Origin of the sequence: Burkholderia diffusa (assembly GCF_902499115.1) — a bacterium.
Lineage (GTDB): Bacteria > Pseudomonadota > Gammaproteobacteria > Burkholderiales > Burkholderiaceae > Burkholderia > Burkholderia diffusa.
This window is the reverse complement of sequence record NZ_CABVPN010000001.1, coordinates 318017-341727: the sequence shown is the minus strand read 5'-3', so window position 1 is coordinate 341727 and position 23711 is coordinate 318017. Positions and strand designations below refer to the sequence as shown.

Here is a 23711-nt window from a genome sequence, read left to right as displayed (position 1 = left end):
GACCCGCATGGACATTCTCTTTATCGCCGACCCGCTCGAGCGCTTCAAGATCTACAAGGATTCGACCTACGCGATGATGGCGGAGGCCGCGCGGCGCGGGCACGCGATCTACACGTGCGAGCCGCACCAGCTTGCGTGGACGGGGTCGGGCGTCGAGGCGGACGTGCAGCGCGTGACGATTGTCGGCGACACGGCCGACCTGCATCGCCATCCGTGGTACGAGGCGGCCGCGCATCAATCGCGTCTGCTGACGTCGTTCGGCGCGGTGCTGATGCGCAAGGATCCGCCGTTCGACATGGAGTACGTGACGGCCACCTGGATGCTCGAACTCGCCGAGCGCGCGGGCGCGCGCGTGTTCAACAAGCCGCAGTCGATCCGCGACCATTCGGAGAAGCTGGCGATCGGCGAGTTTCCGCAATTCGTCGCGCCGACGCTGGTCACGCGCGATGCCGCACGATTGCGCGCGTTCCATGCCGAGCACGGCGACGTGATCGTGAAGCCGCTCGACGGCATGGGCGGGATGGGCGTGTTCCGCGTGAAGGCCGACGGGATGAATCTCGGCGCGATCATCGAGATGCTCGGCCACGACGGCACGCGCTCGCTGATGATCCAGAAGTTCATCCCCGAGATCACGGCGGGCGACAAACGCATTCTGCTGATCGCGGGCGAGCCGGTGCCGTATTCGCTCGCGCGCATTCCGCAGGGCAGCGAAGTGCGCGGCAATCTCGCCGCGGGCGGGCTCGGCGTCGCACAGCCGCTGACTGCCCGCGATCGCGAGATCGCGGAGACGCTCGGGCCGGTGCTCGCGTCGCGCGGGCTGCTGCTGGTCGGGCTCGACGCGATCGGCGACTGGCTGACCGAGGTGAACGTGACGAGCCCGACGTGCTTCCGCGAGATCATGGAGCAGACGGGCTTCGACGTCGCCGCGATGTTCATCGACGCGCTGGAACGTGCGGCCGCGTAGGCCGTCTTCCCGCGCAACCCCGGCGGCGGCCGCGCAGGTCCCCCGTCGCCGGAGCAGCTTGACTGGCCTGCTACAATGCCCGCTTGCCCGGTGCCGCGACCAGCGCGCCGAAGGCCCGGCGGTCGGGCCGAAACCGTTGCAAGGCTGAACATGAAACGATTCCCTCTTTCGCTATGCTCGTTGCCCCGCTGCGGGGCGTCGGCCCGCCAGGGGCGGCCGGGGGCAGTCTGACATGGCCGGGATTCTGATCATCGCGCACGCACCGCTCGCCACCGCGCTGCGGGACTGCATCGCGCACATCTACGGCGGCGTGCCCGCGCGCATCGGCTGCATCGACGTGCTGGCCGACAGCGATCCCACCCAGGTGATGGCGTTCGCGCACGCGGAGCTCGCGCGGCTCAGGGAAGAAAATGGCGTCGTCGTGCTGACCGACATGTACGGCGCGACGCCCGCGAACATCGCGGGCCAGCTCGCGAAGCTCGACAACGTGCGCGTGCTGGCGGGCGTGAACCTGCCGATGCTGGTGCGGGCCGTCTGCTACCGTTCCGTGCCGCTCGACAAGCTCGTCGACAAGGCGCTGTCCGGCGGCGCGAAGGGCGTTCACGAAGTGGCGGCCGGTACACCGCCGCCGCCGACCGAAGTCGGCTGCGGCCAGTGCGCGCCGATTCCGCCCGAGCCGCAACCGCGCACCGAATCGCACTGACCGTCCCGTTTTTCGTTTTAGACTGACCCGCCGACGCACGTCGCCGGCGGCCGCGACCGACCCGACCGAGAATCATGCTTCAACAAGAAACCACCATCGTCAACAAATTGGGGCTCCATGCACGCGCATCGGCCAAGCTTACGCAACTGGCCGGCAACTTCCAGTCCGAAGTCTGGATGACGCGTAACGGACGCAAGATCAACGCGAAAAGCATCATGGGCGTGATGATGCTCGCGGCGGGCATCGGCAGCACCGTGTCGATCGAGACCGACGGTCCCGACGAACGCGAGGCGATGGATGCACTGCTCAAGCTGATCGCGGACAAGTTCGGCGAAGGTCAGTGATCCCCGCGCGGGATCGTTGTCGTTTCGAAGCAGAATGCCGCGTTTGCCGCGGCATTTTTTTCGTCCGCGGCGTTGATGCGGAAATGGTAATGCTGCGCTGCACGCAGTCAGCATGGAGGTACGGAATTTATAATCACTAACCGGGGTCATAAGCGCATCGCAGCAGTGTGCCGCGGCTTTACATGTACAGAGGAGGTGCGCGTGTCCTTCACGCTGCATGGCATTCCCGTCTCACGTGGTATCGCGATCGGGCGAGCGTATCTGATCGCGCCGGCGGCGCTCGACGTCGCCCATTACCTGGTCGAGGCGAACCAGATCGACGCCGAGGTCGAGCGTTTCCGCACGGCGCTCGAAGTCGTGCATCGCGAACTCGACGCGTTGCGCGCCGACCTGACCGACGACACCCCGAGCGAAGTGGGCGCATTCATCGACGTCCACATGATGATCCTGAGCGACGCGATGCTCGTGCAGGAAACCATCGACCTGATCCGCACGCGCCGCTACAACGTCGAGTGGGCGCTGACCGAGCAGCTCGAATTGCTCACGCGCCACTTCGACGATATCGAGGACGAATACTTGCGCGAGCGCAAGGCCGACATCGAACAGGTGGTCGAGCGCGTGCTGAAGGCACTCGCCGGTGCGCCGTCCGCGTCGCAGGCGCTCGACCGAGCGGCCGCGAACGGCACGAACGAGATGATCGTCGTCGCGCACGACATCGCGCCGGCCGACATGATGCAGTTCAAGTCGCAATCGTTCCAGGCGTTCGTCACCGATCTCGGCGGCCGCACGTCGCACACGGCGATCGTCGCGCGCAGCCTCGGCATTCCCGCCGCGGTCGGCGTCCAGCATGCGAGCGCGCTGATCCGGCAGGACGACCTGATCATCGTCGACGGCGACCAGGGGATCGTGATCGTCGATCCCGCGCCGATCGTCCTCGAGGAATATTCGTACCGCCAGTCGGAGAAGCTGCTCGAGCAACGCAAGCTGCAGCGCCTGAAGTTCTCGCCGACGCAAACGCTGTGCGGCACGAAGATCGAGCTGTACGCGAACATCGAGCTGCCCGACGACGCGAAGGCCGCGGTCGAGGCTGGCGCGGTCGGCGTCGGGCTGTTCCGCTCCGAGTTCCTGTTCATGCATCAGAAGGAGATGCCCGAGGAGGAGGAGCAGTTCGCCGCGTACAAGCGCGCGGTCGAGTGGATGAAGGGCATGCCGGTGACGATCCGCACGATCGACGTCGGCGCGGACAAGCCGCTCGAGGCGCTCGACGAAGGCTACGAGACGGCGCCGAACCCGGCGCTCGGCCTGCGTGCGATCCGCTGGAGCCTGTCCGAGCCGCAGATGTTCCTTACGCAGTTGCGCGCGATCCTGCGCGCGTCCGCGTTCGGGCAGGTGAAGATCCTGATCCCGATGCTCGCGCACGCGCAGGAAATCGACCAGACGCTCGACCTGATCCGCGAGGCGAAGCGCCAGCTCGACGATGCGGGGCTCGCGTACGATCCGAACGTGCGCATCGGTGCGATGATCGAGATTCCGGCCGCGGCGATCGCGCTGCCGCTGTTCCTGAAGCGGTTCGATTTCCTGTCGATCGGCACGAACGACCTGATCCAGTACACGCTCGCGATCGACCGCGCGGACAACGCGGTCGCGCACCTGTACGACCCACTGCATCCGGCTGTGCTGCACCTGATCTCCTATACGCTGCGCGAAGCGAAGCGGGCGGGCGTGTCGGTGTCGGTGTGCGGGGAGATGGCGGGCGATCCGGCGCTCACGCGCCTGTTGCTCGGGATGGGGCTCACCGAGTTCTCGATGCACCCGAGCCAGTTGCTGGTCGTGAAGCAGGAGATCCTGCGCGCGCACCTGAAGGCGCTCGAGAAGCCCACGGCCGATGTGCTGGCCGCGTTCGAACCGGAAGAAGTGCAGGCGGCGCTCAAGCGCCTGTCGGTCGCGGAACCGCGTGCGGACGCGGCCGCCTAGGCGGAACGCGCCGCGGAACCGTCGCGAAGGTTGCGAAACGTCACGCATGCGCCGCCCGGCGCATGCATCCCGCGCGCGTCAGTGCCGGCCCTGGCACACGGGGCAGTCGGCCTGGCGCGCGATCTTCATCGTCGTCCATTCCATCCGCAGCGAATCGAGCATCATCAGCCGGCCGTTGAGCGTCTTGCCGATATCGCCGATCACGCGCAGCGCCTCGGCAGCCTGCATCGCACCGATGATGCCGACCGTCGGCGCGAACACGCCCATCGTCGCGCACGCGACTTCCTCGAACGGCTGGTCTTCCGGAAACACGCACGCGTAGCAGGGCGCACTAGGGTCGCGGAAGTCGAACGTGCTGATCTGGCCGTCGAAGCGCAGCGCGGCGCCCGACACGAGCGGCACGCCGTGCGCGACGCACGCACGGTTGATCGCATGGCGCGTCGCGAAGTTGTCGGTGCAGTCGAGCACGACGGTTGCCCGTGGCACGTGTTCGTCGAGCCACGCATCGTCGACGCGCGCCGCGACCGCATGCACGGTCACTTCCGGGTTCAGCTGCGCGAGCGCGGCGCGCCCCGATTCGACCTTGCTGCGGCCGACCGATGCGGTCACGTGGAGGATCTGCCGCTGCAGGTTCGTGAGGTCGACCGTGTCGGCATCGACGAGCGTGATCGTACCGACCCCGGACGCCGCGAGATACATCGCGGCCGGCGAGCCGAGACCGCCGGCGCCGACGACGATCGCATGCGCGTCGAGAAAGCGCTGCTGCGCCTCGATGCCGATTTCGTCGACGAGGATGTGGCGGGAGTAGCGGAGGAGTTGATCGTCGTTCATGGGACAGTCGTGAGCGGGGCGGAAGCGCCGGCGTATCGATTCATTCTAGGCGTACATGAAAAACGGGCCATCGCGGTCTTCCCGCGATGGCCCGTCGGATGCCGGCCGGCGCTTACTGCGGTGCCGACGCGGGCTTCGGTGCGGCCGCCTTCGCGCCCGACGCCTTCGTGGTGGACGCGGCCTTGCCGGCCGGGCTCTTCGCCGTGCTCTCGGCGAGCAGCGACTTCGATTCCTGCACCGGCTTGCCCTCCAGCTTGTTGAGCGCCTGCTGCATCATGAAGTCGTCGGTGCTGCCGAACTCGATCGGCTTGCGATCGCGGTCCTTCTGGCGCTGCTCCGGCGTCTTCTTGTCGTTCTGCTCCTCGAGGACGCGCAGCTGGTCCATGCGGCGCTGCTCGCGTGCTTCCTGCTCCTTCTTCTCGTTCGGATCCTGCGTGTTTGCGAGGTGGTTCGTGTAGTCGACCTCGCGCGTCACGAGCACGTCGTCCGGATCGCCGTCCGCGTACTGATCGACCGGTACGTCGGGCGTGATGCCCTTGTTCTGGATCGAACGGCCGCTCGGCGTGTAGTAGTAGGCCGTCGTCAGGCGCAGCGCGGTGTCGGCCGTCATCGGACGGACCGTCTGCACCGAGCCCTTGCCGAACGTCGTCTTGCCCATGATCTGCGCGCGCTTCGAATCCTGCAGCGCGCCGGCGACGATTTCCGACGCGGACGCCGAATACGCGTTTGTCAGCACGACCATCGGCACGGTCTTGAAGACCGGAGGCAGGTTCTTCAGCGGATCGCTGTCGAAGGAAGGCAAGCGATAGTTGTCGTAGGTATCGCGGTAGACCTGCTTCGAATCCGGAATCTGGCCGTTGGTAGACACGACGACGGAGTCGGGCGGCAGGAACGCGCCGGCGACGCCGACCGCGCTTTGCAGGAGGCCGCCGCCGTTGTTGCGCAGGTCGAGGATCAGGCCCTTCAGATTCGGCTGCTGGCGTGCGATGTCCTGCAGCTTCGCGGCGAGATCGGGCGTCGTGCGCTCCTGGAAGCTCGTGATCCGGATGTATGCGTAGCCCGGGTCGAGCAGCTTCATCTTCACGCTCTGGACCTTGATGATCGCGCGCGTGACCGTGATCGGGAACGTGCGGTCGTCGCTCTTGCGGAAGATCGTCAGCGTGACCTTGGTGCCCGGCTCGCCGCGCATCTGCTTGACGGCCTTGTCGAGCGTCATGCCGCGCACGGGCTTGTCGTTGATGCGGGTGATCAGGTCGCCCGGACGGATGCCGGCGCGGAACGCGGGGGTATCTTCGATCGGGGAGATCACCTTGACGAGGCCGTCTTCCTGCGAGATCTCGATGCCGAGACCCGCGAAGCGACCCTTGGTCTGCTCCTGCAGTTCGTCATAGTCGGTCTTGTCGAGGAACGACGAATGCGGGTCGAGGCTCGACACCATGCCCTTGATCGCCGCCGTCAGCAGCTTCTTGTCGTCGACCGGTTCGACGTACTCGCGCTTGATCTGGCCGAACACTTCCGCGAACAGGCGGAGCTGGTCGAGGGGAAGCGGCGCCGTGGCGGTCTGCTCGGCCGACGCCGAAACCTGCAGCGTGGCGAATACGCCCGTGGCGAGGCCCGCGGCAATCAGGCCGATGTTCTTCAATTTCATTCGCATAGAGAGTCTGGTGCGGTCGGGAAGCGCGTGGCGGTAGCGGGGATGTAGCGGACAAGTATAACTGTTCGTCCGATTGCTCAGTGCAACGGTGCGAAATGGCCCCGGAGCCCTGGTTCCCGGCGGGGTGCCGCCCCACGCGCAGCGGATTCGAAAGCGGATTCGACAGCACCGGGGCCGCGAAGGTTCGCGCCGCACGCCGGGGTGCGCCGGGCAGGCCGCGCGCGCGGCGGCATGCCCGGCATCGCGGTATCAGCCCGCCTTGCCCTGCTTCGCGACGGCGGCCTGAGCCTTCGCGATCGCGTCCTGGTCGCCCAGGTAGTAGTGCTGGATCGGCTTCAGGTTCTCGTCGAGTTCATACACGAGCGGCACGCCGTTCGGGATGTTCAGGCCGACGATATCGCTGTCCGAGATGCCGTCGAGGTACTTGATCAGCGCGCGCAGCGAGTTGCCGTGTGCGGCGATCAGCACCTGCTTGCCCGCACGGACGGCCGGCGCGATCGATTCGTTCCACAGCGGCAGCACGCGCGCGACCGTGTCCTTCAGGCACTCGGTGAGCGGCAGTTGCTCGCGCGGCACCTTCGCGTAGCGCGGGTCGTCGAACGGCGCGCGCTCGTCGGTCGGCTCGAGCGCCGGCGGCGGCGTGTCGTAGCTGCGGCGCCACACGAGCACCTGGTCGTCGCCGAACTTGGCGGCCGTTTCCGCCTTGTTCAGGCCCGACAGCGCGCCGTAGTGGCGCTCGTTCAGGCGCCACGAGTGAACGACCGGCAGATACATCAGGTCCATCTTGTCCTGCACGTGCCACAGCGTGCGGATCGCGCGCTTGAGCACCGACGTGTACGCGATGTCGAACGTGTAGCCGGCTTCCTTGAGCAATTCGCCGGCCTGGTAGGCCTCGTTGCGACCCTGTTCGGTCAGGTCGACGTCGACCCAGCCGGTGAAGCGGTTTTCCTTGTTCCACGTCGATTCGCCGTGGCGGATGAGAACGAGTTTGTACATGGATCTTGCGGTCGGTAGTGAAGGAAGCGGGGCGCGTCGCGCGGTACCCGGTCCGGGTCCGCCATCGCGCAAGACGGTTATTTTATAATGGCGGGATTGTCCTTTTCCGATTTCTCTTTTTCCGGCGGCATTCCGTGACGTTCTTTACCAATTACACGAACCTGGCCCTTATCGCGATCCTGGTGGTTTCCGGCGGCCTGCTCGCATGGCCGGCCCTGCGCCGCGGCCGCGGCGGCCTGTCGGCCGCGGAGGCGACGCAGCTCATCAATCGCCGCAACGCGGTCGTGATCGACCTGCGTACCGCGTCCGACTTCGCCGCCGGCCATCTGCCGTCGGCGCGCCAGGTCGCCGCCGGCGAGATCGGCGCGAAGATCGCGCAGGTCGCGAAAAACAAGAGCACCCCCGTGCTGCTCGTCTGCCAGAACGGCCAGCAGTCGCAGAAGGCGGCGCGCGAGGTCGAGGCGGCGGGCTATGCCGAGGTGCACGTGCTCGAGGGCGGTGTCGCCGCCTGGCAGCAGGCCGGGATGCCGGTCGTCAAACAAGGAGTGGCGAAGTGAGCAAGGTTTTGATGTACAGCACGCAGGTGTGTCCGTATTGCATTCAGGCCGAGCGCCTGCTGAAGCTGCGCGGCGTCGAGCAGATCGAGAAGGTGCTGATCGACCGTGACCCGGCCCGCCGTGAGGAAATGATGACGCGCACGGGCCGTCGCACGGTGCCGCAGATCTACATCGGCGACACGCATGTCGGCGGTTACGACGATCTGTCGAAGCTCGACCGCGAAGGCGGGCTCTTGCCGCTTCTGCAAGCGGCCTGATTAGGGCAGAATGGCCGCCGGTCGCGCCGCGGCTCGAGCGCGCAGGATTCAACCGAGGCGGCCGGCGTGAAGCCGGGCCGCCCCGTCACCACTTTTAGGGAAACACCATGTCCGACGTCGAAAACCAACCGTTCTTCAACATCCAGCGCGTCTACCTGAAGGATATGTCGCTCGAGCAGCCGAATTCGCCGGCGATCTTCCTCGAGCAGGACATGCCGTCGGTTGAAGTCGAAGTCGACGTCAAGGCCGAACGCCTCGCGGAAAGCGTGTTCGAGGTCGTCGTGTCGGGTACCGTCACCGCGAAGGTGAAGGACAAGGTCGCGTTCCTGATCGAAGCGAAGCAGGCCGGCATTTTCGACATTCGCAACATTCCGGACGAACAGCTCGACCCGCTCGTCGGCATCGCGTGCCCGACGATCCTGTTCCCGTACCTGCGCTCGAACATCGCCGACGCGATCACGCGTGCGGGCTTCCCGCCGATCCACCTGGCGGAAATCAACTTCCAGGCGCTGTACGAGCAGCGTCTCGCGCAGCTTCAGCAGCAGCAGGCCGGTGCGGCAGGCGCGCCGAACGGCACGACGCTGAACTGACGTTTCACTCCGGACCGGTGCTGGGTATGAAAGTAGCCGTTCTCGGCGCCGGTGCCTGGGGCACCGCGCTCGCGGGCCATCTGGCCGCGCGGCACGATACGCTTCTCTGGGCGCGCGACGCTGCGCTGATCGCCGGGCTGCAGGCCCGGCACGAAAATTCCCGCTATCTGGACGGCATCGCGCTGCCCGATGCGCTGCGCTACGACGCCGATCTCGGCGCCGCGCTCGCGCACGGCGCCGCGGACGACGCGCTGTGCGTGATCGCCGCGCCCGTGGCCGGGCTGCGCACGCTGTTCGGCGCGATGCGCGACGCAGGCTGCGTGCCTGCGCACATCGTGTGGGTCTGCAAGGGCTTCGAGGCCGACACGCACCTGCTGCCGCATCAGGTGATCGCGGCCGAGCTGCCGGAGCAGCACAGCAACGGCGTGCTGTCGGGGCCGAGCTTCGCACGCGAGGTCGGGCTCGCGCTGCCCGTCGCGCTGACGGTCGCAAGCACCTCCGCCGAATGCCGCGAGCGCACGCTCGCCGCGTTCCATCACGGCGCGATGCGGATCTACACGGGTGACGACGTGGTCGGCGTCGAGGTCGGCGGCGCGGTGAAGAACGTGCTGGCGATCGCGACCGGCATCTCCGACGGCCTCGGGCTCGGGCTGAACGCGCGCGCCGCGCTGATCACGCGCGGCCTCGCCGAAATGTCGCGGCTCGGCGTCGCGCTCGGCGGCCGTGCTGAAACCTTCACGGGCCTCACGGGCCTCGGCGACCTGATCCTCACCGCGACGGGCGACCTGTCGCGCAATCGCACGGTCGGCCTGCAACTGGCGGCTGGCCGCTCGCTGAACGACATCCTCGGCGCGCTCGGCCATGTGGCCGAAGGCGTGCGCTGCGCGCAGGCCGTGCTCGCGCTCGCGCGCGCGCAAGCGATCGAAATGCCGATTACCGAAGCCGTGTGCGGCGTGCTGTTCGACGGCGGCGCACCGCGCGATGCGGTCAGCGGCCTGCTGCGGCGCGACGCGCGCGCCGAATAGCACGGACGAATCGCACCGATTATTGCGGCCGGGCGCGCTCGCGCAAAGCGGGCCGCGCCAAAGCGCACTACGCTTGAACTGTCTCCGGCGTTTCGGGAGGGTGTCATGCTGCAGATCGGTTCCACCACGTTCGACGCGCAACTCGTCGACATCACGACGCTCGACGTCGACGCGATCGTCAACGCCGCGAACGGTTCGCTGCTCGGCGGTGGCGGGGTCGACGGCGCGATCCATCGCGCGGCCGGCCCGGGCCTCCTGGCCGAGTGCCGCACGCTCGGCGGCTGTGACACCGGCGACGCGAAGCTCACGCGTGGCCACGGGTTGCCGGCGAAATATGTGATTCATGCAGTCGGCCCGGTGTGGCACGGCGGCGGGCGCGGCGAGCCCGAGCTGCTCGCGGCATGCTACCGGCGCGTGATAGAGCTGGCCGAGGAGGTGGCGGCGACCTCGATCGCCTTCCCGGCGATCAGCTGCGGCGTGTACCGCTATCCAGCCGAGGAGGCCGTCGAGATCGCCGTCGGCACGGTCGCCGAAATGCTGCCGCAGGCGCCGAACCTTGCACGCGTGATATTCGCGTGTTTTTCATCCGATATCTACGACCTGTATCGCGCGCGGCTCGCGCGCAGCTAGCGCTGCCCGGCCGCGCGGTGCGGTTCGGGCCGGGCGCGCGTCAGGCGCCGCCTTCGAAACCGGCCTGACGCCACGCCTCGAACACGACCACGGCCACCGTGTTCGACAGGTTCAGGCTGCGGTTGCCCGGCCGCATTGGCAGGCGTACGCGCTGTTCGTTCGGGAAGCGTTCCAGCAATTCGGCCGGCAGGCCGCGCGTCTCGGAGCCGAACACGAACCAGTCGCCGGGCACGAACGCATGGTCGTGGAAGCGGCCCGAGCCGCGGGTCGTGAACGCGAACATTCGCGCGGTATCGGGCGCTTCGGTGGCGACGAACGCGTCCCAGTCGCGGTGCACGCGCATTTCCGCGTACTCGTGATAGTCGAGGCCCGCGCGACGCATCTTCGCGTCGTCGAGCGGAAAGCCGAGCGGCTCGATCAGATGCAGACGCGCGCCGGTATTGGCGCACAGGCGGATCACGTTGCCGGTGTTCGGCGGAATTTCGGGGGCGACGAGGACGACGTTGAACATGGTTGGGTCTGGCTGGGCTGGCCGGGGCGGAGCAGCGTGCATTCCGTCCCGGCCGGCCGGTTCGTGACGACCGTCGCCGCATGCGGGCGGCCGGCCTCTCTAACTAATTAATCCCTGGCGGTGCGCAGCGCAACCAGATTCGTCACGCGCGCGGCACCCGCCGCCTTCAATGCACGCGCGGCTGCCGCGAGCGTCGCACCGGACGTCATCACGTCGTCAACGAGCGCCACGTGGCGGCCGGTGAGGTCGCCCGACGCTGCGAACGCTGCCTGCACGTTGTCGCGCCGCGCACGCCGGTCGAGCCGCGACTGCGGCGCGGTTTCGGTCACGCGTGCAAGCAGCGCCGTGTCGGCGCGCACGCCGAGCCGGCGCGCGAGCGGCCGCGCGATCGCCCACGCCTGGTTGTAGCCGCGCGCGACGAGCCGTCCGCGCGACAGGGGCACCGGTGCGATCACGTCGAAGCCGCCGGCGGCGCGCATCGCGTCCGTGTCTTCGATCCGCTCCGCGAGCCGGGCCGCGAATTCCGCACCCAGCGCGAGCCGCGCATGAAACTTCAGGCCGCGCGCGAGCCCGTTGAGTGGCGCGCGGTAATCGGCGAGCGCGAGCGTTGCATCGAACGGCGGCGGCGTCGCGCAGCATGCGTCGCACCGGTACGCGGATGCGGAAGCGGCACCACAGTGCCGGCCGCGCGCTTCGCGCAGCCGCGGCTGCCCGACGCCCAGCGGCACCGCGCAGACGTCGCAGCGCAGCCGCGCTTCGTTCCAGTACGCTGCGTCGCAGGCGCCGCAAATCACCGTATGTGACAAATTGCCGCACAGTGCGCACCGATTCGGCAACGCGAGCGCGACGACGCGCACGGCTAGCGCACGAACCTGCGACAAAACGACGCGCATCGGGCGCGGGGCGAAACGGCGATCCATTGCGAACACTCCTGGCGGCCCCCGTCTCGCTGAAGGCCGCGAGGCGAGCGAGTATACTTCGGGCTCTTCGCCAGTGTGCCTGACATGTCCCCAGCTTCGACTTCAACCGGCCGTCCGGCCAATGACGCCCGGCGTTTGCGGCGGATCTTCGATCGCCGCGCCGCCGCGTTCGACGCGGTCGCGTTCCTGCCGCGCGAGATCGCGCAGCGGATGAACGAGCGTCTCGAATACATCAAGGTGAGCCCCGCGGCCGTGCTCGACGCGGGCTGCGGTCCGGGCGACGACCTGCCGGCGCTGCGCGCGCGCTTTCCCGAAGCGCCGGTGTTCGGTGTCGACCTGTCCGGCGCGATGCTCGCGCGGGCGGGCCACCGCGAGGTCGAGCAGACGAGCTGGCGCCGCTGGCTGCCCGCGTCGCTCGGCCGGGCGCTGGGCCAGCGCGGCCCGCGCGTCGCGCAGGCCGACTTCTCGATGCTGCCGTTCGCGGCCGGCGCGTTCGACCTGATCTGGTCGAATCTCGCGCTGCACTGGCATTCGCGTCCCGATGCGGTATTTCCTGAATGGCAGCGCGTGCTGCGGGTGAACGGCCTGCTGATGTTCAGCACGCTCGGCCCCGACACGCTGCGCGAACTGCGCGCGGCCTGCGCGGACGCCGAAGCGGCGCTCGGCATCGCGCCGCCCGCCGCGCGCGTCGTCGATTTCGTCGACATGCACGACCTCGGCGACATGCTCGTCGAAAGCGGCTTCGAGATTCCGGTGATGGACCAGGAAGTGCTGACCGTGACGTACAAGACGCCCGATTCCCTGCTGGCCGACGTGCGCCGCTGGGGCGCCTATCCGTTCGACCGCGCGGTGCCGCAGCGCGCGGCGCGGCGCTTTCGCGCGGCGCTCGGCGATGCGCTGGAAGCGCGCCGGCGCGCGGACGGCACGATTGCCCTGACGTTCGAAGTGATCTACGGCCATGCGTGGAAGGCCGTGCCGCGCACGACCGCCGAGGGGCACGGGATCGTGCGCATCGAAGATATCGGAAAGGGGCGTCCGAAGAATCGGTAAAGCGGTAAAGAGGGGTTTTGTTATGCCCGAAATTAGCGGCGCAAAGCGGGGTCGAATTGACGTGAAAAACGGCCGGGAAGCTTGTGGCGCTTGGCTCGCGGGCCGATAGCCGCTTGCTTGTGGATGCCATTGAACCCGCCTATAATGCGTCAGCTTGTCGTCCCGGGGTCCCCGCAATACGGGCCGGCGAGTCCGATGCAGGCATGCATCGCATGCCATTCGCGTGAGGCGGCGATGGAAGCAGCGAGGGTTTTGGCGGAGACGACGAACGGTGAGCCGGTCCTCGAAGACTGGCTCATGAAACGTAACTGTTCGGTGTCGCCGCGCCAGTTCGTGCTGTTTTACGCGTCGCTCGCGGGCTTCTCGCTGGTGATCGCGGCATTGCTGATGTGGCGGGGGGCCTGGCTCGTCATGCCCTTCACCGGAATCGAATTGCTGGCGGTAGGCGTCGCGTTTGCGGTCTACGCCCGTCATGCGGTCGATTACGAGCGCATCAGGCTGTTTCCGCACCGGCTCGTGATCGAGCGGATGGATGCGGAGCGGTTCACGCAGATCGAATTCAACCCGCGCTGGGTGCGGGTCGAGCCGGGGGCGACGCCACGCGATCCGATTCGACTCGTATCGCGCGGGCAGACCGTCGTAATTGGGCAGCATCTCGCGCAGCACAAGCGTGCGCAGTTCGCCGACGAACTGCGCGTGTCGCTCAGGCGCTGCGGCTGACGAGGCGCGGGCATCGGCCGGAACGGGCCGGCGGCTTGCGACGGGGGAGGGGTTTGAATGGAAATTTTGGGTAAGGATGCTATGAAAACAATCAAGCGAGCCCTCACGGGCGTGCTGGCATGCAGCGGATTGCTCTTTGCCGGCGCTGCTCTGGCGGTCGGTGATAGCCCGGGCGGCCCCCGCGTCAACGAAATCAATTTTCAGCCGCCTGTCACGAAGATCGCCGAGGAGCTCTACGATCTCCACACGATGATGCTGATCCTGTGTACGGTGATCTTCGTCGGCGTGTTCGGCGTGATGTTCTATTCGATCTTCGCGCATCGCAAATCCAAAGGCCACAAGGCCGCCAATTTCCATGAAAGCACGACCGTCGAAATCATCTGGACGATCGTGCCGTTCATCATCGTCGTGCTGATGGCGCTGCCGGCCACGAAGGCCGTCGTCGCGATGAAGGACACGACCAACGCCGATCTCACGATCAAGGTCACCGGCTACCAGTGGAAGTGGGGCTACGACTACGTGAAGGGCCCGGGCGAGGGCATCAGCTTCCTGTCGACGCTCAGCACCCCGCGTGACGAAGTGATGGGCAAGAAGCCGATCACCGAGACGTACCTGCAGGAAGTCGACAACCCGCTCGTCGTGCCGGTCAACAAGAAGATCCGCATCATCACGACCGCGAACGACGTCGTTCACTCGTGGTACGTGCCCGCGTTCGGCGTGAAGCAGGATGCGATCCCCGGCTTCGTGCGCGACACGTGGTTCAAGGCCGACAAGGTCGGCACGTTCCGCGGCTTCTGTACCGAACTGTGCGGCAAGGAACACGCGTTCATGCCGGTCGTGGTCGTGGTGCTGTCGGACGACGACTACGCGAAGTGGGTGACCGCGCAGAAGGCCAAGCTGGCCAGCGCTTCGGTCGATCCGAACAAGGTCTACACGATGGCCGAACTCGTCGCGCACGGCGAGGAAGTCTACAAGGCGAACTGCGCGGCCTGCCACCAGGTGAACGGCAAGGGCCTCGGCGCCTTCCCGGCGATGGACGGCAGCCAGATCGTGAACGGCCCGATCGCAGGTCACGTCGAGCGCGTGCTGCACGGCAAGGGTGCGATGCCGTCGTGGGCATCGCTGTCGGACCTCGACATCGCATCGGTCATCACGTACGAGCGCAATTCGTGGGGCAACCACAAGAACGACCTGCTGCAGCCGAAGCAAGTGGCTGACGCGCGCAACGGCAAGATGCCGGAAGACGCGGCAGGTGCGGCGGCCCCGGCCGAAGCGGCCTCGGCACCGGCGCAAGCCGCGTCGGGCGCGGAGGCAGCGTCGGCATCGGCTGCGCTGTCGACGATCTACTTCGAGACGGGCAAGAGCGTGCTGCCGGCCGACGCGAAAGCGGCGATCGCTGCAGCGGCCGACTATGCGAAGGCACATCCGGACGCGAAGCTCGCGCTGTCGGGTTTCACCGACAAGACGGGCTCGGCCGACGCGAATGCCGAACTCGCCAAGCATCGTGCACAGGCCGTGCGCGACGCGCTGAAGGCAGCAGGCGTGGCGGAAGACCACATTATTCTCAAAAAGCCGGAAACGATCACGGGCGGGGCTGACGCCAAGGAAGCCCGGCGTGTCGAGATCGGGCCGGCGGCTTGACGTGTCGCTGAGTTAGTCGACGTATTCGCATTAGGAGATTCTCATGTCTAGCATCGGGCACGACGTAGCCGCGGACCACGCGCACGACGACCACGCGCACGAAGCCCCGCACGGCTGGCGGCGCTGGCTGTTCGCCACCAACCACAAGGACATCGGTACGCTGTACCTGCTGTTCTCGTTCATCATGTTCCTGTCGGGCGGCGTGATGGCGCTCGCCATCCGTGCCGAGCTGTTCGAGCCGGGCCTGCAGATCATGCGTCCGGAGTTCTTCAACGAACTCACGACGATGCACGGCCTGATCATGGTGTTCGGCGCGATCATGCCGGCGTTCGTCGGCTTCGCGAACTGGATGATTCCGCTGCAGATCGGCGCATCCGACATGGCGTTCGCGCGGATGAACAACTTCAGCTTCTGGCTGCTGCCGGTCGCGGCCGTGCTGCTGGTCGGTTCGTTCTTCGCGCCGGGCGGCGCGACGGCCGCCGGCTGGACGCTGTACGCACCGCTGTCGACGCAGATGGGCCCGGGCATGGACTTCGCGATCTTCGCGGTCCACATCATGGGTGCTTCGTCGATCATGGGCGGGATCAACATCGTCGTGACGATCCTGAACATGCGCGCACCGGGCATGACGCTGATGAAGATGCCGATGTTCGCATGGACCTGGCTGATCACCGCGTACCTGCTGATCGCCGTGATGCCGGTTCTGGCAGGCGCGATCACGATGGTGCTGTTCGACCGCCACTTCGGCACGTCGTTCTTCAACGCGGCAGGCGGCGGCGACCCGGTGATGTACCAGCACATCTTCTGGTTCTTCGGCCACCCCGAGGTGTACATCATGATTCTGCCGGCGTTCGGGATCGTGTCGCAGGTGATCCCGGCGTTCGCACGCAAGACGCTGTTCGGCTATAGCTCGATGGTGTACGCGACGGCTTCGATCGCGATCCTGTCGTTCATGGTCTGGGCGCACCACATGTTCGCAACGGGCATGCCGGTCACCGGCCAGCTGTTCTTCATGTACGCGACGATGCTGATCGCGGTGCCGACGGGTGTGAAGGTGTTCAACTGGCTCGCGACGATGTGGCGCGGCTCGATGACGTTCGAAACCCCGATGCTGTTCGCGATCGGCTTCCTGTTCGTGTTCACGTTCGGCGGTCTGACGGGCCTGATGCTGGCGATGGCGCCGCTCGACATCCAGTATCACGGCACCTACTTCGTGGTGGCGCACTTCCACTACGTGCTGGTGGCCGGTTCGCTATTCGCGCTGTTCGCGGGTTGGTACTACTGGGCGCCGAAGTGGACGGGCTGGATGTACAACGAGACGCGCGGCAAGATCCACTTCTGGGCGTCGATGATCTTCTTCAACCTGACGTTCTTCCCAATGCACTTCGTCGGTCTCGCGGGCATGCCGCGCCGCTATGCGGACTACCCGGCGCAGTTCACGGACTTCAACCAGGTAGCGACGATCGGTGCATTCGGCTTCGGCCTCGCGCAGGTGTACTTCCTGTTCGCGGTCGCGCTGCCGGCCTACCGTGGCGGCGGCGAGCTGGAAAAGGCGTCGGACAAGCCGTGGGATGGCGCGACCGGCCTCGAGTGGACGGTGCCGAGCCCGGCTCCCTTCCACACGTTCGAGCAACCGCCGCACGTCGAATAAGTTTCACTTGGCGTTCCGTCGCTGCCTGCCGTGCAGGCAGGCGCGGCGGGCGCCGAATCGAAGTTTCAGCGAAGTTTAAGATGAACCGGAATCCACAAGAAAGACGAACGCCCGAGCAGATTCGCGCGGGCAACAAGCGGCTCGGCCTCATCCTGCTCGTCATCGCCGCCGTTTTTTTTGTGGGTGTCGTGATCAAGCAGTGGTGGCTGTCCACTCACTGATGCAGCAACTGACGCAGTAGCGAGGAAGTAGTCGTATGTCGAAGCCGGAAGAGGGCGCCGTCGATCGCGCGTTCAATCGTTCGATGCTGATGAAGCTCTTCGTCGTGGCCGGACTGATGTTCGGCTTCGGCTTCGCGCTGATTCCGATGTATCGCGCGATTTGCCAGATCACCGGCATCAACAACCTGGTGCAGCGCGATGTCAGCGAACGCGAGGCGAAGAACTCGCAGGTCGACTACAGCCGCACGGTGTCGGTCGAGTTCGATGCGAATGCGCGCGGCCCGCTCGGGTTCAAGCCGGAGCACAACAGCCTCGACGTGCATCCGGGCGAGCTGACGACGATCGTGTACGACGTGACCAACGGGCAGGGCCGGCCGATGGTGGCGCAAGCGATTCCGAGCTACGCGCCGAAGCAGGCAACGGAATTCTTCAAGAAGATCGAATGTTTTTGCTTCACGCAACAGACGCTGGCCGCGAACGAGTCGCGCAAGATGCCGGTGGTGTTCGTGATCGATCCGAAGCTGCCGAAGGACGTGAAGACGATCACGCTGTCGTACACGTTCTTCGAGCTGAACACGCCGGCCGCGCCGGCGCCGGCACCGCGCAAGACGGCGGCGCAGGGCGCGGCGAAGCCGGACGCATGACGACGGAGACGGGGCGGTGACAGAGACCAAGCGGAGCGGGTCGTTCGGCCAGGCGGTGAAAGCGGTGCTGTGGTCGTTCTTCGGGGTGCGCAAGCGGCGCGACCTGGAGGCCGACGCGACGCAGCTCAATCCGCTGCACGTGCTGATCGTCGCGTTGATCGCGGCCGGTGTGTTCATCGGCGTGCTGATCCTGATCGTGCGCGCGGTCGTGGGTTGAGGCCCGCGGCCACGAAAGAATGCAGTGCGTGGCGCCCGGGCGCTGCGTGCGGGAAAGAGCGGCGGCGGCACGCGCCGTGCAAGAAATAAAGCCGGAGCGGTTTCCGGTACACAAATTGGACTGAAGTGGAGAATCAAGCATGAGCGGTCAAAACCAGACCCCGTACTATTTCGTGCCGCATCCGTCGCAGCATCCGATCAGCGCGGCCATCGGCCTGCTGGTCATGCTCGCGTCGGTGGCGCTGTGGATCAACGGTCACGACTGGGCTCCGTACACGGCGCTGCTTGGCCTGCTGTGGTTGCTCTTCACGCTGTATCACTGGTTCGGCGACGCGATCGCCGAGTCGGAAGGCGGTCATTACGGCAAGAACGTCGACAAGTCGTACCGCTGGAGCATGAGCTGGTTCATCTTCTCCGAAGTCATGTTCTTCGGCGCATTCTTCGGCGCGCTGTTCTATGCGCGTGAAATCGCGCTGCACCAACTCGGCAGCCTCGACTACAAGCTGATCTGGCCGGACTTCTCCGCCGTGTGGCCGAACGAAGGCCCCGCTGCCCTCGCCGGTCATTTCAAGACGATGGGCCCGTGGCCGATCCCGACGCTGAACACCGCATTCCTGCTGACGTCGGGTGCGACGCTGACGGTGTCGCACCACGCGCTGCGCGACGATCACCGCAACAAGGCGATCGCCTGGCTGGCCGCGACGCTCGTGCTCGGTGTCTGCTTCCTGTTCATGCAGGGCTTCGAGTACTACCACGCGTACAACGAACTGAACCTGACGCTGAACTCGGGCGTGTACGGCTCGACCTTCTTCCTGCTGACGGGCTTCCACGGCTTCCACGTGTTCCTCGGCGGCACGATGCTCGCGGTGGTGCTGGTGCGGATGATCCGCGGCCACTTCAAGCCCGATCACCACTTCGCATTCGAAGGCGCCGCATGGTACTGGCACTTCGTCGACGTCGTCTGGCTCGGCCTGTACGTCGTCGTCTACTGGCTGTAAATGCAGGAACGGCCCGCGCAGCGATGCGCGGGCCGTTTTCATTGGCGGGGACGGGGCAGCGGCTGGTTGCCTGCGCTCAACGCCAACCCGGCGCCGCCGCGACTTCGTCAGGCGGCGCTTTTGCTTGGTGGCGCCGTTGTGCGGCGAAATGTCACAGCGGTCGCGGCGGTCACGGTGACCGCCGGCACGAATGCATCAACGCCCGATCGGCAGGCCGGTCGAATGGATCCAGCCCATCCAGTTCGCGAACAGGATGAACAGGAACAGCGAGACCGACAGCCCGACGCGGGTGGCAAGCGACCACACCATGCGTTTCGTGTGGCCGCGGTCTTGCATCATGAAGTAGAGCGCCGAGCCCATGCTGGCGACGATGAGGACGAAGGCGATGGGAACGAGGATGTGCATGACGCGAACCGGACGACGGCAATTCGAAAGGAAGAGGATAATTATCGCACTTCGCTTTCGCGAATGCGTCTCGCGGGTGGCCCGATGAGGATCCGCTGGCTGCCTGCGCTGCTGATACTCGCCATCGTCGCGGTCACGATTCGCCTCGGGTTCTGGCAGCGCGACCGTGCGCATCAGAAGGAGGCGCTGCAGGCGAGCATCGTGCGCTACGAGCACGCGGTGCCCGTCGACGTCGGTGCGCAGCCGATTCCGCTCGCGTCGATCGAGTTCCATCGCGTGCGGGCCAGGGGGCGCTTCCTGCCGGAGCAAGCGGTGTTCCTCGACAATCGGCCGTATAACGACCAGCCGGGTTTTTACGTCGTGATGCCGTTTAAACTCTCGGGCGGCGGCGTCGTGCTGGTGAACCGCGGCTGGCTGCCGCGCAACATCGCCGATCGCACGGCGATCGAGCCGTTTTCGACGCCGGATGGCGACATCGAGATCGAAGGCATCGCGCGGGCCGATGCGTCGCGCGCGTTCGAGCTTGGCGAAGGCGGCTCGGCCGCGCACCAGAAGATCCGGCAGAACCTGGACGTCGCCGCGTATGCGAAGGAAACGGGGCTGCCGCTGCAGCCGTTCGTGATCCAGCAGACGAGCGACGATGGCGACAAGCTCGTGCGCGACTGGCCGGCGGCGACGACCGGCGTCGAGCGCAATTACGGTTACATGTTTCAGTGGTGGGCCATGGCGGCTGCCGCGCTCGGTTTCGGCCTGTACGCCGCGCGGCGTGCGGCGAAGAAATCGGCCGGCGCGTGAGCGCCATGACAGGACGCGGCGCACGCGCCGCGGGTTCGTTTCGAGAGGTCTGATTTGTCCATGCAATCTTCCCGTCGGGGTCCGGCCTCAGCGCCGATTTCGCCCGCGGCCCGCAAGCGCGGCCGCTGGATGCTCGTGCTGCTGGGTCTCGTGTGCGCAGCACCGATCATCGCGTCGTACTTCACCTATTACGTGATCAAGCCGAAGGGCGGCTCGACCAACTACGGCACGCTGATCGAGCCGCAGCGGCCGATCCCGGCCGACCTGCAGGTGACCGACGAAGCCGGCAAGACGGTACCGCTGTCGTCGCTGCGCGGCGTGTGGCTGTTCGTGATGACCGACCGCAGCGCGTGCGATGACGCCTGCGCGCAAAAGCTCTACTTCATGCGCCAGGTCCGCGTCACGCAGGCGGGCGAGCGGCACCGGATCACGATGGTATGGCTGCGCAGCGATGCGGGCGCGGTACCGCCGAAGGTGCTGGAGGCCTATCCGGACACGCGCCGGCTGGTCGCCGATCCGGCCGCGGTCGCTGCGTGGCTGCCGGCAGAAGCCGGCACCAAGGACAGCGACCACATCTACATGGTCGATCCGAACGGCAACCTGATGATGCGTTTCCCGAAGGACCCGAACCCCAGCAAGATCAAGGCGGACGTCACGAAGCTGCTGAAGTGGTCGAGCATCGGCTAAGGCGAGACGACGAGGCAACCATTCAATGTCGTATCTACTGCAACTCGGCCTGATCGGCCTCTGCATCGCGCTGCTGCCGCTGTCGTACGTGTGGGTCAAGGCCGACGACGACAAGTTCCGCAAGCTGGTGTGGATCACCACGTTCCTGACCCTCGATCTCGTGATGTTCGGCGGCTTCACGCGGCTGACCGATTCGGGCCTCGGCTGCCCGGACTGGCCCGGCTGCTACGGCACGTCGTCGCCGTTCATCGCGCACGCCGCGATCACGGCCGCGCACCAGGCGATGCCGACCGGCCCCGTCAGCATGACGAAGGCGTGGATCGAGATGATCCACCGTTATTTCGCGATGGCGATCGGCGTGCTGATCATCGCGCAGGTCGTGATTGCGTGGTCCGCGCGGTTGCGCCGCCGCCCGCTGCACGTGTCGCCGTGGTGGCCGACGAGCCTCTTGCTGCTGATCGTCGTGCAGGGCGTGTTCGGCGCGTGGACGGTCACGATGAAGCTGCAGCCGGTGATTGTCACGACGCACCTGCTGCTCGGCCTCACGCTGCTCGGCACGCTCGGCTGGCTCGCGGCGCGGCAGACGCCGCTGCCGTCGCATGACCCGGAGGCCGGCCGCTACCGCGCGGCCGCGCTCGCGGCGCTGGTGCTGCTGGTCGTGCAGATCGCGCTCGGCGGCTGGGTGAGCACCAACTACGCGGTGCTCGCGTGTACCGACTTCCCCACCTGCAACGGTCAGTGGATTCCGCCGATGAATTTCGAGCAGGGCTTCCATCTGTGGCGCGCGCTCGGCATGACGAAGGATGGCGACGCGATCACGCAGGACGCGCTGGTCGCGATCCACTGGACGCACCGCACGTTCGCGTTCGTCGTGGTCGCGTTCCTGGTCGCATTCGCGCTGAAGATGCGCCGCTTCGAGTCGCTGCGCCGGCCCGCGAACGGCGTGCTGCTGGTGGTCCTGCTGCAGTTCCTGACGGGCCTGACCAACATCGTGCTGCAGTGGCCGCTGCCGGTCGCCGTCGCGCACAACGGCGGCGCCGCGATCCTGCTGCTGCTCGTCGTCATGTTAAACTTTCGCATCCTTTCAAGCCGCCCCGGCCGTGTCGCGCAGCCCGCGCGCGACGCCGCCCCGGCGTGACCGCCCCCATGCAAAGCACCCTTTCCCAATCGCCCGGTAGCCGGTTTTCTCAGTACATGGCGCTGACGAAGCCGCGTGTCACGCAGCTTGCGGTGTTCTGTGCGGTGATCGGCATGTTTCTCGCGACGCCGGGCATGGTGCCGTGGCATGTGCTGATCGGCGGCACCGTCGGCATCTGGCTGCTGGCCGGCGCGGCGTTCGCGATCAACTGCCTCGTCGAACAGAAGATCGACGCGATGATGCGGCGCACCGCATGGCGTCCGTCCGCGCGCGGCGAGATCACGACCCCGCAGATCCTGCTGTTCTCGGCCGTGCTCGGCAGCGTCGGCGCATGGACGCTCTATACGTTCACGAACCCGCTGACGATGTGGCTGACGATCGCCACCTTCGTCGGCTACGCGGTGATCTACACGCTGTTGCTCAAGCCGATGACGCCGCAGAACATCGTGATCGGCGGCGCATCGGGCGCGATGCCGCCGGCGCTCGGCTGGGCCGCGGTCACCGGCGCGGTGCCCGGCGATGCTTGGATCCTCGTGCTGATCATCTTCGTGTGGACGCCGCCGCATTTCTGGGTGCTCGCGCTGTATCGCCGCAAGGATTATGAAAACGCGGGCCTGCCGATGCTGCCCGTCACGCACGGCGAGAAATTCACGCGGCTGCACATCCTGCTGTACACGGTGATCCTGTTCGCGGTCACGCTGATGCCGTTCATCTCGGGGATGAGCGGGGCCGTCTACCTGACGAGCGCGGTGCTGCTCGGCGCGGTGTTCCTCGCCTATGCCTGGAAGATCCACCGCGACTATTCGGATGAACTCGCCCGCAAGGCTTTCCGCTACTCGATCGTCTATCTGTCGCTGCTGTTCGCCGCGCTGCTCGTCGATCACTATGCACGCCCGCTGCTCGGCGTGTAACCGCACGGTTTGAACGCAATGCTCCATTCATGGTTCGGGCGCCGCGCGCGCCAAGGCTGGATGCTCGCGTGCGCATTCGCGGCAGCCACGCTGCTCGCCGGCTGCGACAACGCGCCGAAGTTCCAGAATCTCGACATCACCGGCAACACGCAGTTCGGCAGCGATTTCTCGCTGCCCGACACGACGGGCAAGGTACGCACGCTCGCCGACTTCAAGGGCCGTGCGGTCGTGATGTTCTTCGGCTATACGCACTGCCCGGACGTGTGCCCGACGACGATGGCCGAACTGTCTGAAGCACTGAAGCAGCTCGGGCCCGACGCCGCGAAGCGCGTGCAGGTGCTGTTCGTCACCGTCGATCCGGAGCGCGACACGCCGGCGCTGCTCGGCCAGTACGTGCCCGCGTTCGATCCGTCGTTCATCGGCCTGCGGCCTGCCGACGAAGCGGCGCTCAAGAAGGTCACGAAGGATTTCCGCGTGTACTACGCGAAGGTGCCCGGCAAGACGCCCGGCAGCTACACGATGGATCACACCGCCGCGAGCTACGTGTTCGACCGCGACGGCAAGCTGCGCCTGTTCGTGCGCGACGGCCAGGGCCCCGGCCCGTGGGTTCACGACCTGAAGCTGCTGGTCGACTGAGCGGCGCGCGCCGCATGTTCGCGCGGGCGTTCGCCCGGCGAA

The 23711-nt window shown here is 66.5% G+C and carries 28 protein-coding genes; 22 read left to right on the top strand and 6 right to left on the bottom strand.

From position 1 onward, the window contains the following. Positions 1–7 precede the first annotated feature (7 nt). From gshB to ptsP, 4 genes are all read left to right on the top strand, one after another. Positions 8–964: a glutathione synthase gene (gene gshB / locus BTE28158_RS01635; RefSeq protein WP_059599855.1), complete on the top strand. Its 957-nt coding sequence runs from the start codon at positions 8–10 to the stop codon at positions 962–964. Positions 965–1196: 232 nt separating this feature from the next. Next, positions 1197–1667 (top strand): PTS sugar transporter subunit IIA, encoded by a 471-nt coding sequence (locus BTE28158_RS01630; RefSeq protein WP_059599856.1) that lies wholly within the window; start codon positions 1197–1199, stop codon positions 1665–1667. 74 nt (positions 1668–1741) lie between these two features. Then, positions 1742–2011 carry an HPr family phosphocarrier protein gene (locus BTE28158_RS01625; RefSeq protein ID WP_059599857.1) on the top strand — a complete coding sequence of 90 codons (270 nt, stop codon included), beginning with the start codon at positions 1742–1744 and terminating at the stop codon, positions 2009–2011. A 201-nt stretch (positions 2012–2212) separates the two neighbouring features. Next, positions 2213–3985 (top strand): phosphoenolpyruvate--protein phosphotransferase, encoded by a 1773-nt coding sequence (ptsP, locus tag BTE28158_RS01620; RefSeq protein ID WP_124626352.1) that lies wholly within the window; start codon positions 2213–2215, stop codon positions 3983–3985. Between the two features lie 78 nt (positions 3986–4063). On the opposite strand, the gene BTE28158_RS01615 is transcribed toward ptsP, so the two are convergent. The 3 genes from BTE28158_RS01615 to gpmA form a co-directional block, all read right to left on the bottom strand. After that, on the bottom strand, positions 4064–4816 hold the full coding sequence (locus BTE28158_RS01615; protein ID WP_151051237.1) for a HesA/MoeB/ThiF family protein: 753 nt from the start codon (positions 4814–4816) through the stop codon (positions 4064–4066). A gap of 112 nt (positions 4817–4928) precedes the next feature. Continuing rightward, entirely contained in the window at positions 4929–6470 is a 1542-nt protein-coding gene (locus BTE28158_RS01610; RefSeq protein ID WP_151051239.1) for a S41 family peptidase, read from the bottom strand. 249 nt (positions 6471–6719) lie between these two features. Continuing rightward, positions 6720–7466, bottom strand: coding sequence for a 2,3-diphosphoglycerate-dependent phosphoglycerate mutase (gene gpmA, locus BTE28158_RS01605; protein WP_059599860.1), 747 nt, complete (start codon positions 7464–7466; stop codon positions 6720–6722). A gap of 134 nt (positions 7467–7600) precedes the next feature. Between gpmA and BTE28158_RS01600 the strand changes: the two genes are divergently transcribed. From BTE28158_RS01600 to BTE28158_RS01580, 5 genes are all read left to right on the top strand, one after another. Continuing rightward, on the top strand, positions 7601–8023 hold the full coding sequence (locus BTE28158_RS01600) for a rhodanese-like domain-containing protein (RefSeq protein WP_059599861.1): 423 nt from the start codon (positions 7601–7603) through the stop codon (positions 8021–8023). Further along, positions 8020–8280 (top strand): glutaredoxin 3, encoded by a 261-nt coding sequence (grxC, locus tag BTE28158_RS01595; RefSeq protein ID WP_012364773.1) that lies wholly within the window; start codon positions 8020–8022, stop codon positions 8278–8280. Before BTE28158_RS01600 ends, grxC begins: the two co-directional genes overlap by 4 nt. A 107-nt stretch (positions 8281–8387) precedes the next feature. Further along, complete coding sequence (secB, locus tag BTE28158_RS01590; RefSeq protein ID WP_014895954.1) at positions 8388–8870, top strand: protein-export chaperone SecB; 483 nt, start codon at positions 8388–8390, stop codon at positions 8868–8870. A 26-nt stretch (positions 8871–8896) separates the two neighbouring features. Next, a complete protein-coding gene (locus BTE28158_RS01585) occupies positions 8897–9895 on the top strand; it encodes an NAD(P)H-dependent glycerol-3-phosphate dehydrogenase (RefSeq protein ID WP_151051241.1) in 999 nt (332 codons plus the stop codon). A 105-nt stretch (positions 9896–10000) separates the two neighbouring features. Beyond that, a complete protein-coding gene (locus BTE28158_RS01580; RefSeq protein WP_151051243.1) occupies positions 10001–10525 on the top strand; it encodes an O-acetyl-ADP-ribose deacetylase in 525 nt (174 codons plus the stop codon). Positions 10526–10565: 40 nt separating this feature from the next. Here BTE28158_RS01580 and trmL read toward each other — a convergent pair whose 3' ends face one another. Then, entirely contained in the window at positions 10566–11036 is a 471-nt protein-coding gene (gene trmL / locus BTE28158_RS01575) for a tRNA (uridine(34)/cytosine(34)/5-carboxymethylaminomethyluridine(34)-2'-O)-methyltransferase TrmL (protein WP_059599864.1), read from the bottom strand. 107 nt (positions 11037–11143) lie between these two features. Next, on the bottom strand, positions 11144–11956 hold the full coding sequence (locus BTE28158_RS01570; RefSeq protein ID WP_174919630.1) for a ComF family protein: 813 nt from the start codon (positions 11954–11956) through the stop codon (positions 11144–11146). Between the two features lie 84 nt (positions 11957–12040). Here BTE28158_RS01570 and BTE28158_RS01565 point away from each other — a divergent pair, with 84 nt between their 5' ends. The 8 genes from BTE28158_RS01565 to BTE28158_RS01530 all read left to right on the top strand — a co-directional run bounded on the left by BTE28158_RS01565 (position 12041) and on the right by BTE28158_RS01530 (position 19097). Next, positions 12041–13006 (top strand): methyltransferase domain-containing protein, encoded by a 966-nt coding sequence (locus BTE28158_RS01565; protein ID WP_059599866.1) that lies wholly within the window; start codon positions 12041–12043, stop codon positions 13004–13006. Between the two features lie 195 nt (positions 13007–13201). Beyond that, entirely contained in the window at positions 13202–13726 is a 525-nt protein-coding gene (locus BTE28158_RS01560) for a DUF2244 domain-containing protein (protein ID WP_059599867.1), read from the top strand. A 57-nt stretch (positions 13727–13783) separates the two neighbouring features. After that, positions 13784–15367, top strand: coding sequence for a cytochrome c oxidase subunit II (gene coxB / locus BTE28158_RS01555; RefSeq protein ID WP_124626341.1), 1584 nt, complete (start codon positions 13784–13786; stop codon positions 15365–15367). A gap of 43 nt (positions 15368–15410) precedes the next feature. Next, a complete protein-coding gene (ctaD, locus tag BTE28158_RS01550; RefSeq protein ID WP_059599869.1) occupies positions 15411–17018 on the top strand; it encodes a cytochrome c oxidase subunit I in 1608 nt (535 codons plus the stop codon). Between the two features lie 80 nt (positions 17019–17098). Continuing rightward, a complete protein-coding gene (locus BTE28158_RS01545; protein ID WP_006760728.1) occupies positions 17099–17239 on the top strand; it encodes a cytochrome oxidase small assembly protein in 141 nt (46 codons plus the stop codon). Positions 17240–17274: 35 nt separating this feature from the next. Next, a complete protein-coding gene (locus BTE28158_RS01540; protein ID WP_059511915.1) occupies positions 17275–17883 on the top strand; it encodes a cytochrome c oxidase assembly protein in 609 nt (202 codons plus the stop codon). 16 nt (positions 17884–17899) lie between these two features. Next, the gene (locus BTE28158_RS01535) at positions 17900–18100 is read left to right on the top strand and encodes a DUF2970 domain-containing protein (protein WP_059599870.1); all 201 of its coding nucleotides are present in this window, start codon (positions 17900–17902) and stop codon (positions 18098–18100) included. Positions 18101–18239: 139 nt separating this feature from the next. Beyond that, positions 18240–19097 carry a cytochrome c oxidase subunit 3 gene (locus BTE28158_RS01530; RefSeq protein ID WP_059599871.1) on the top strand — a complete coding sequence of 286 codons (858 nt, stop codon included), beginning with the start codon at positions 18240–18242 and terminating at the stop codon, positions 19095–19097. 195 nt (positions 19098–19292) lie between these two features. On the opposite strand, the gene BTE28158_RS01525 is transcribed toward BTE28158_RS01530, so the two are convergent. After that, a complete protein-coding gene (locus BTE28158_RS01525; RefSeq protein WP_059599872.1) occupies positions 19293–19502 on the bottom strand; it encodes a twin transmembrane helix small protein in 210 nt (69 codons plus the stop codon). A gap of 84 nt (positions 19503–19586) precedes the next feature. Between BTE28158_RS01525 and BTE28158_RS01520 the strand changes: the two genes are divergently transcribed. From BTE28158_RS01520 to BTE28158_RS01500, 5 genes are read left to right on the top strand one after another with little or no spacing between them, the layout of a single operon-like run. Beyond that, a complete protein-coding gene (locus BTE28158_RS01520; RefSeq protein ID WP_059599899.1) occupies positions 19587–20297 on the top strand; it encodes an SURF1 family protein in 711 nt (236 codons plus the stop codon). 60 nt (positions 20298–20357) lie between these two features. After that, a complete protein-coding gene (locus BTE28158_RS01515; RefSeq protein WP_059599873.1) occupies positions 20358–20984 on the top strand; it encodes an SCO family protein in 627 nt (208 codons plus the stop codon). 25 nt (positions 20985–21009) lie between these two features. Beyond that, positions 21010–22122 (top strand): COX15/CtaA family protein, encoded by a 1113-nt coding sequence (locus tag BTE28158_RS01510; RefSeq protein ID WP_151050636.1) that lies wholly within the window; start codon positions 21010–21012, stop codon positions 22120–22122. 8 nt (positions 22123–22130) lie between these two features. Continuing rightward, positions 22131–23033 carry a heme o synthase gene (gene cyoE / locus BTE28158_RS01505; RefSeq protein ID WP_006477738.1) on the top strand — a complete coding sequence of 301 codons (903 nt, stop codon included), beginning with the start codon at positions 22131–22133 and terminating at the stop codon, positions 23031–23033. Between the two features lie 18 nt (positions 23034–23051). Further along, complete coding sequence (locus tag BTE28158_RS01500) at positions 23052–23669, top strand: SCO family protein (RefSeq protein WP_059599875.1); 618 nt, start codon at positions 23052–23054, stop codon at positions 23667–23669. Positions 23670–23711 lie beyond the last annotated feature (42 nt).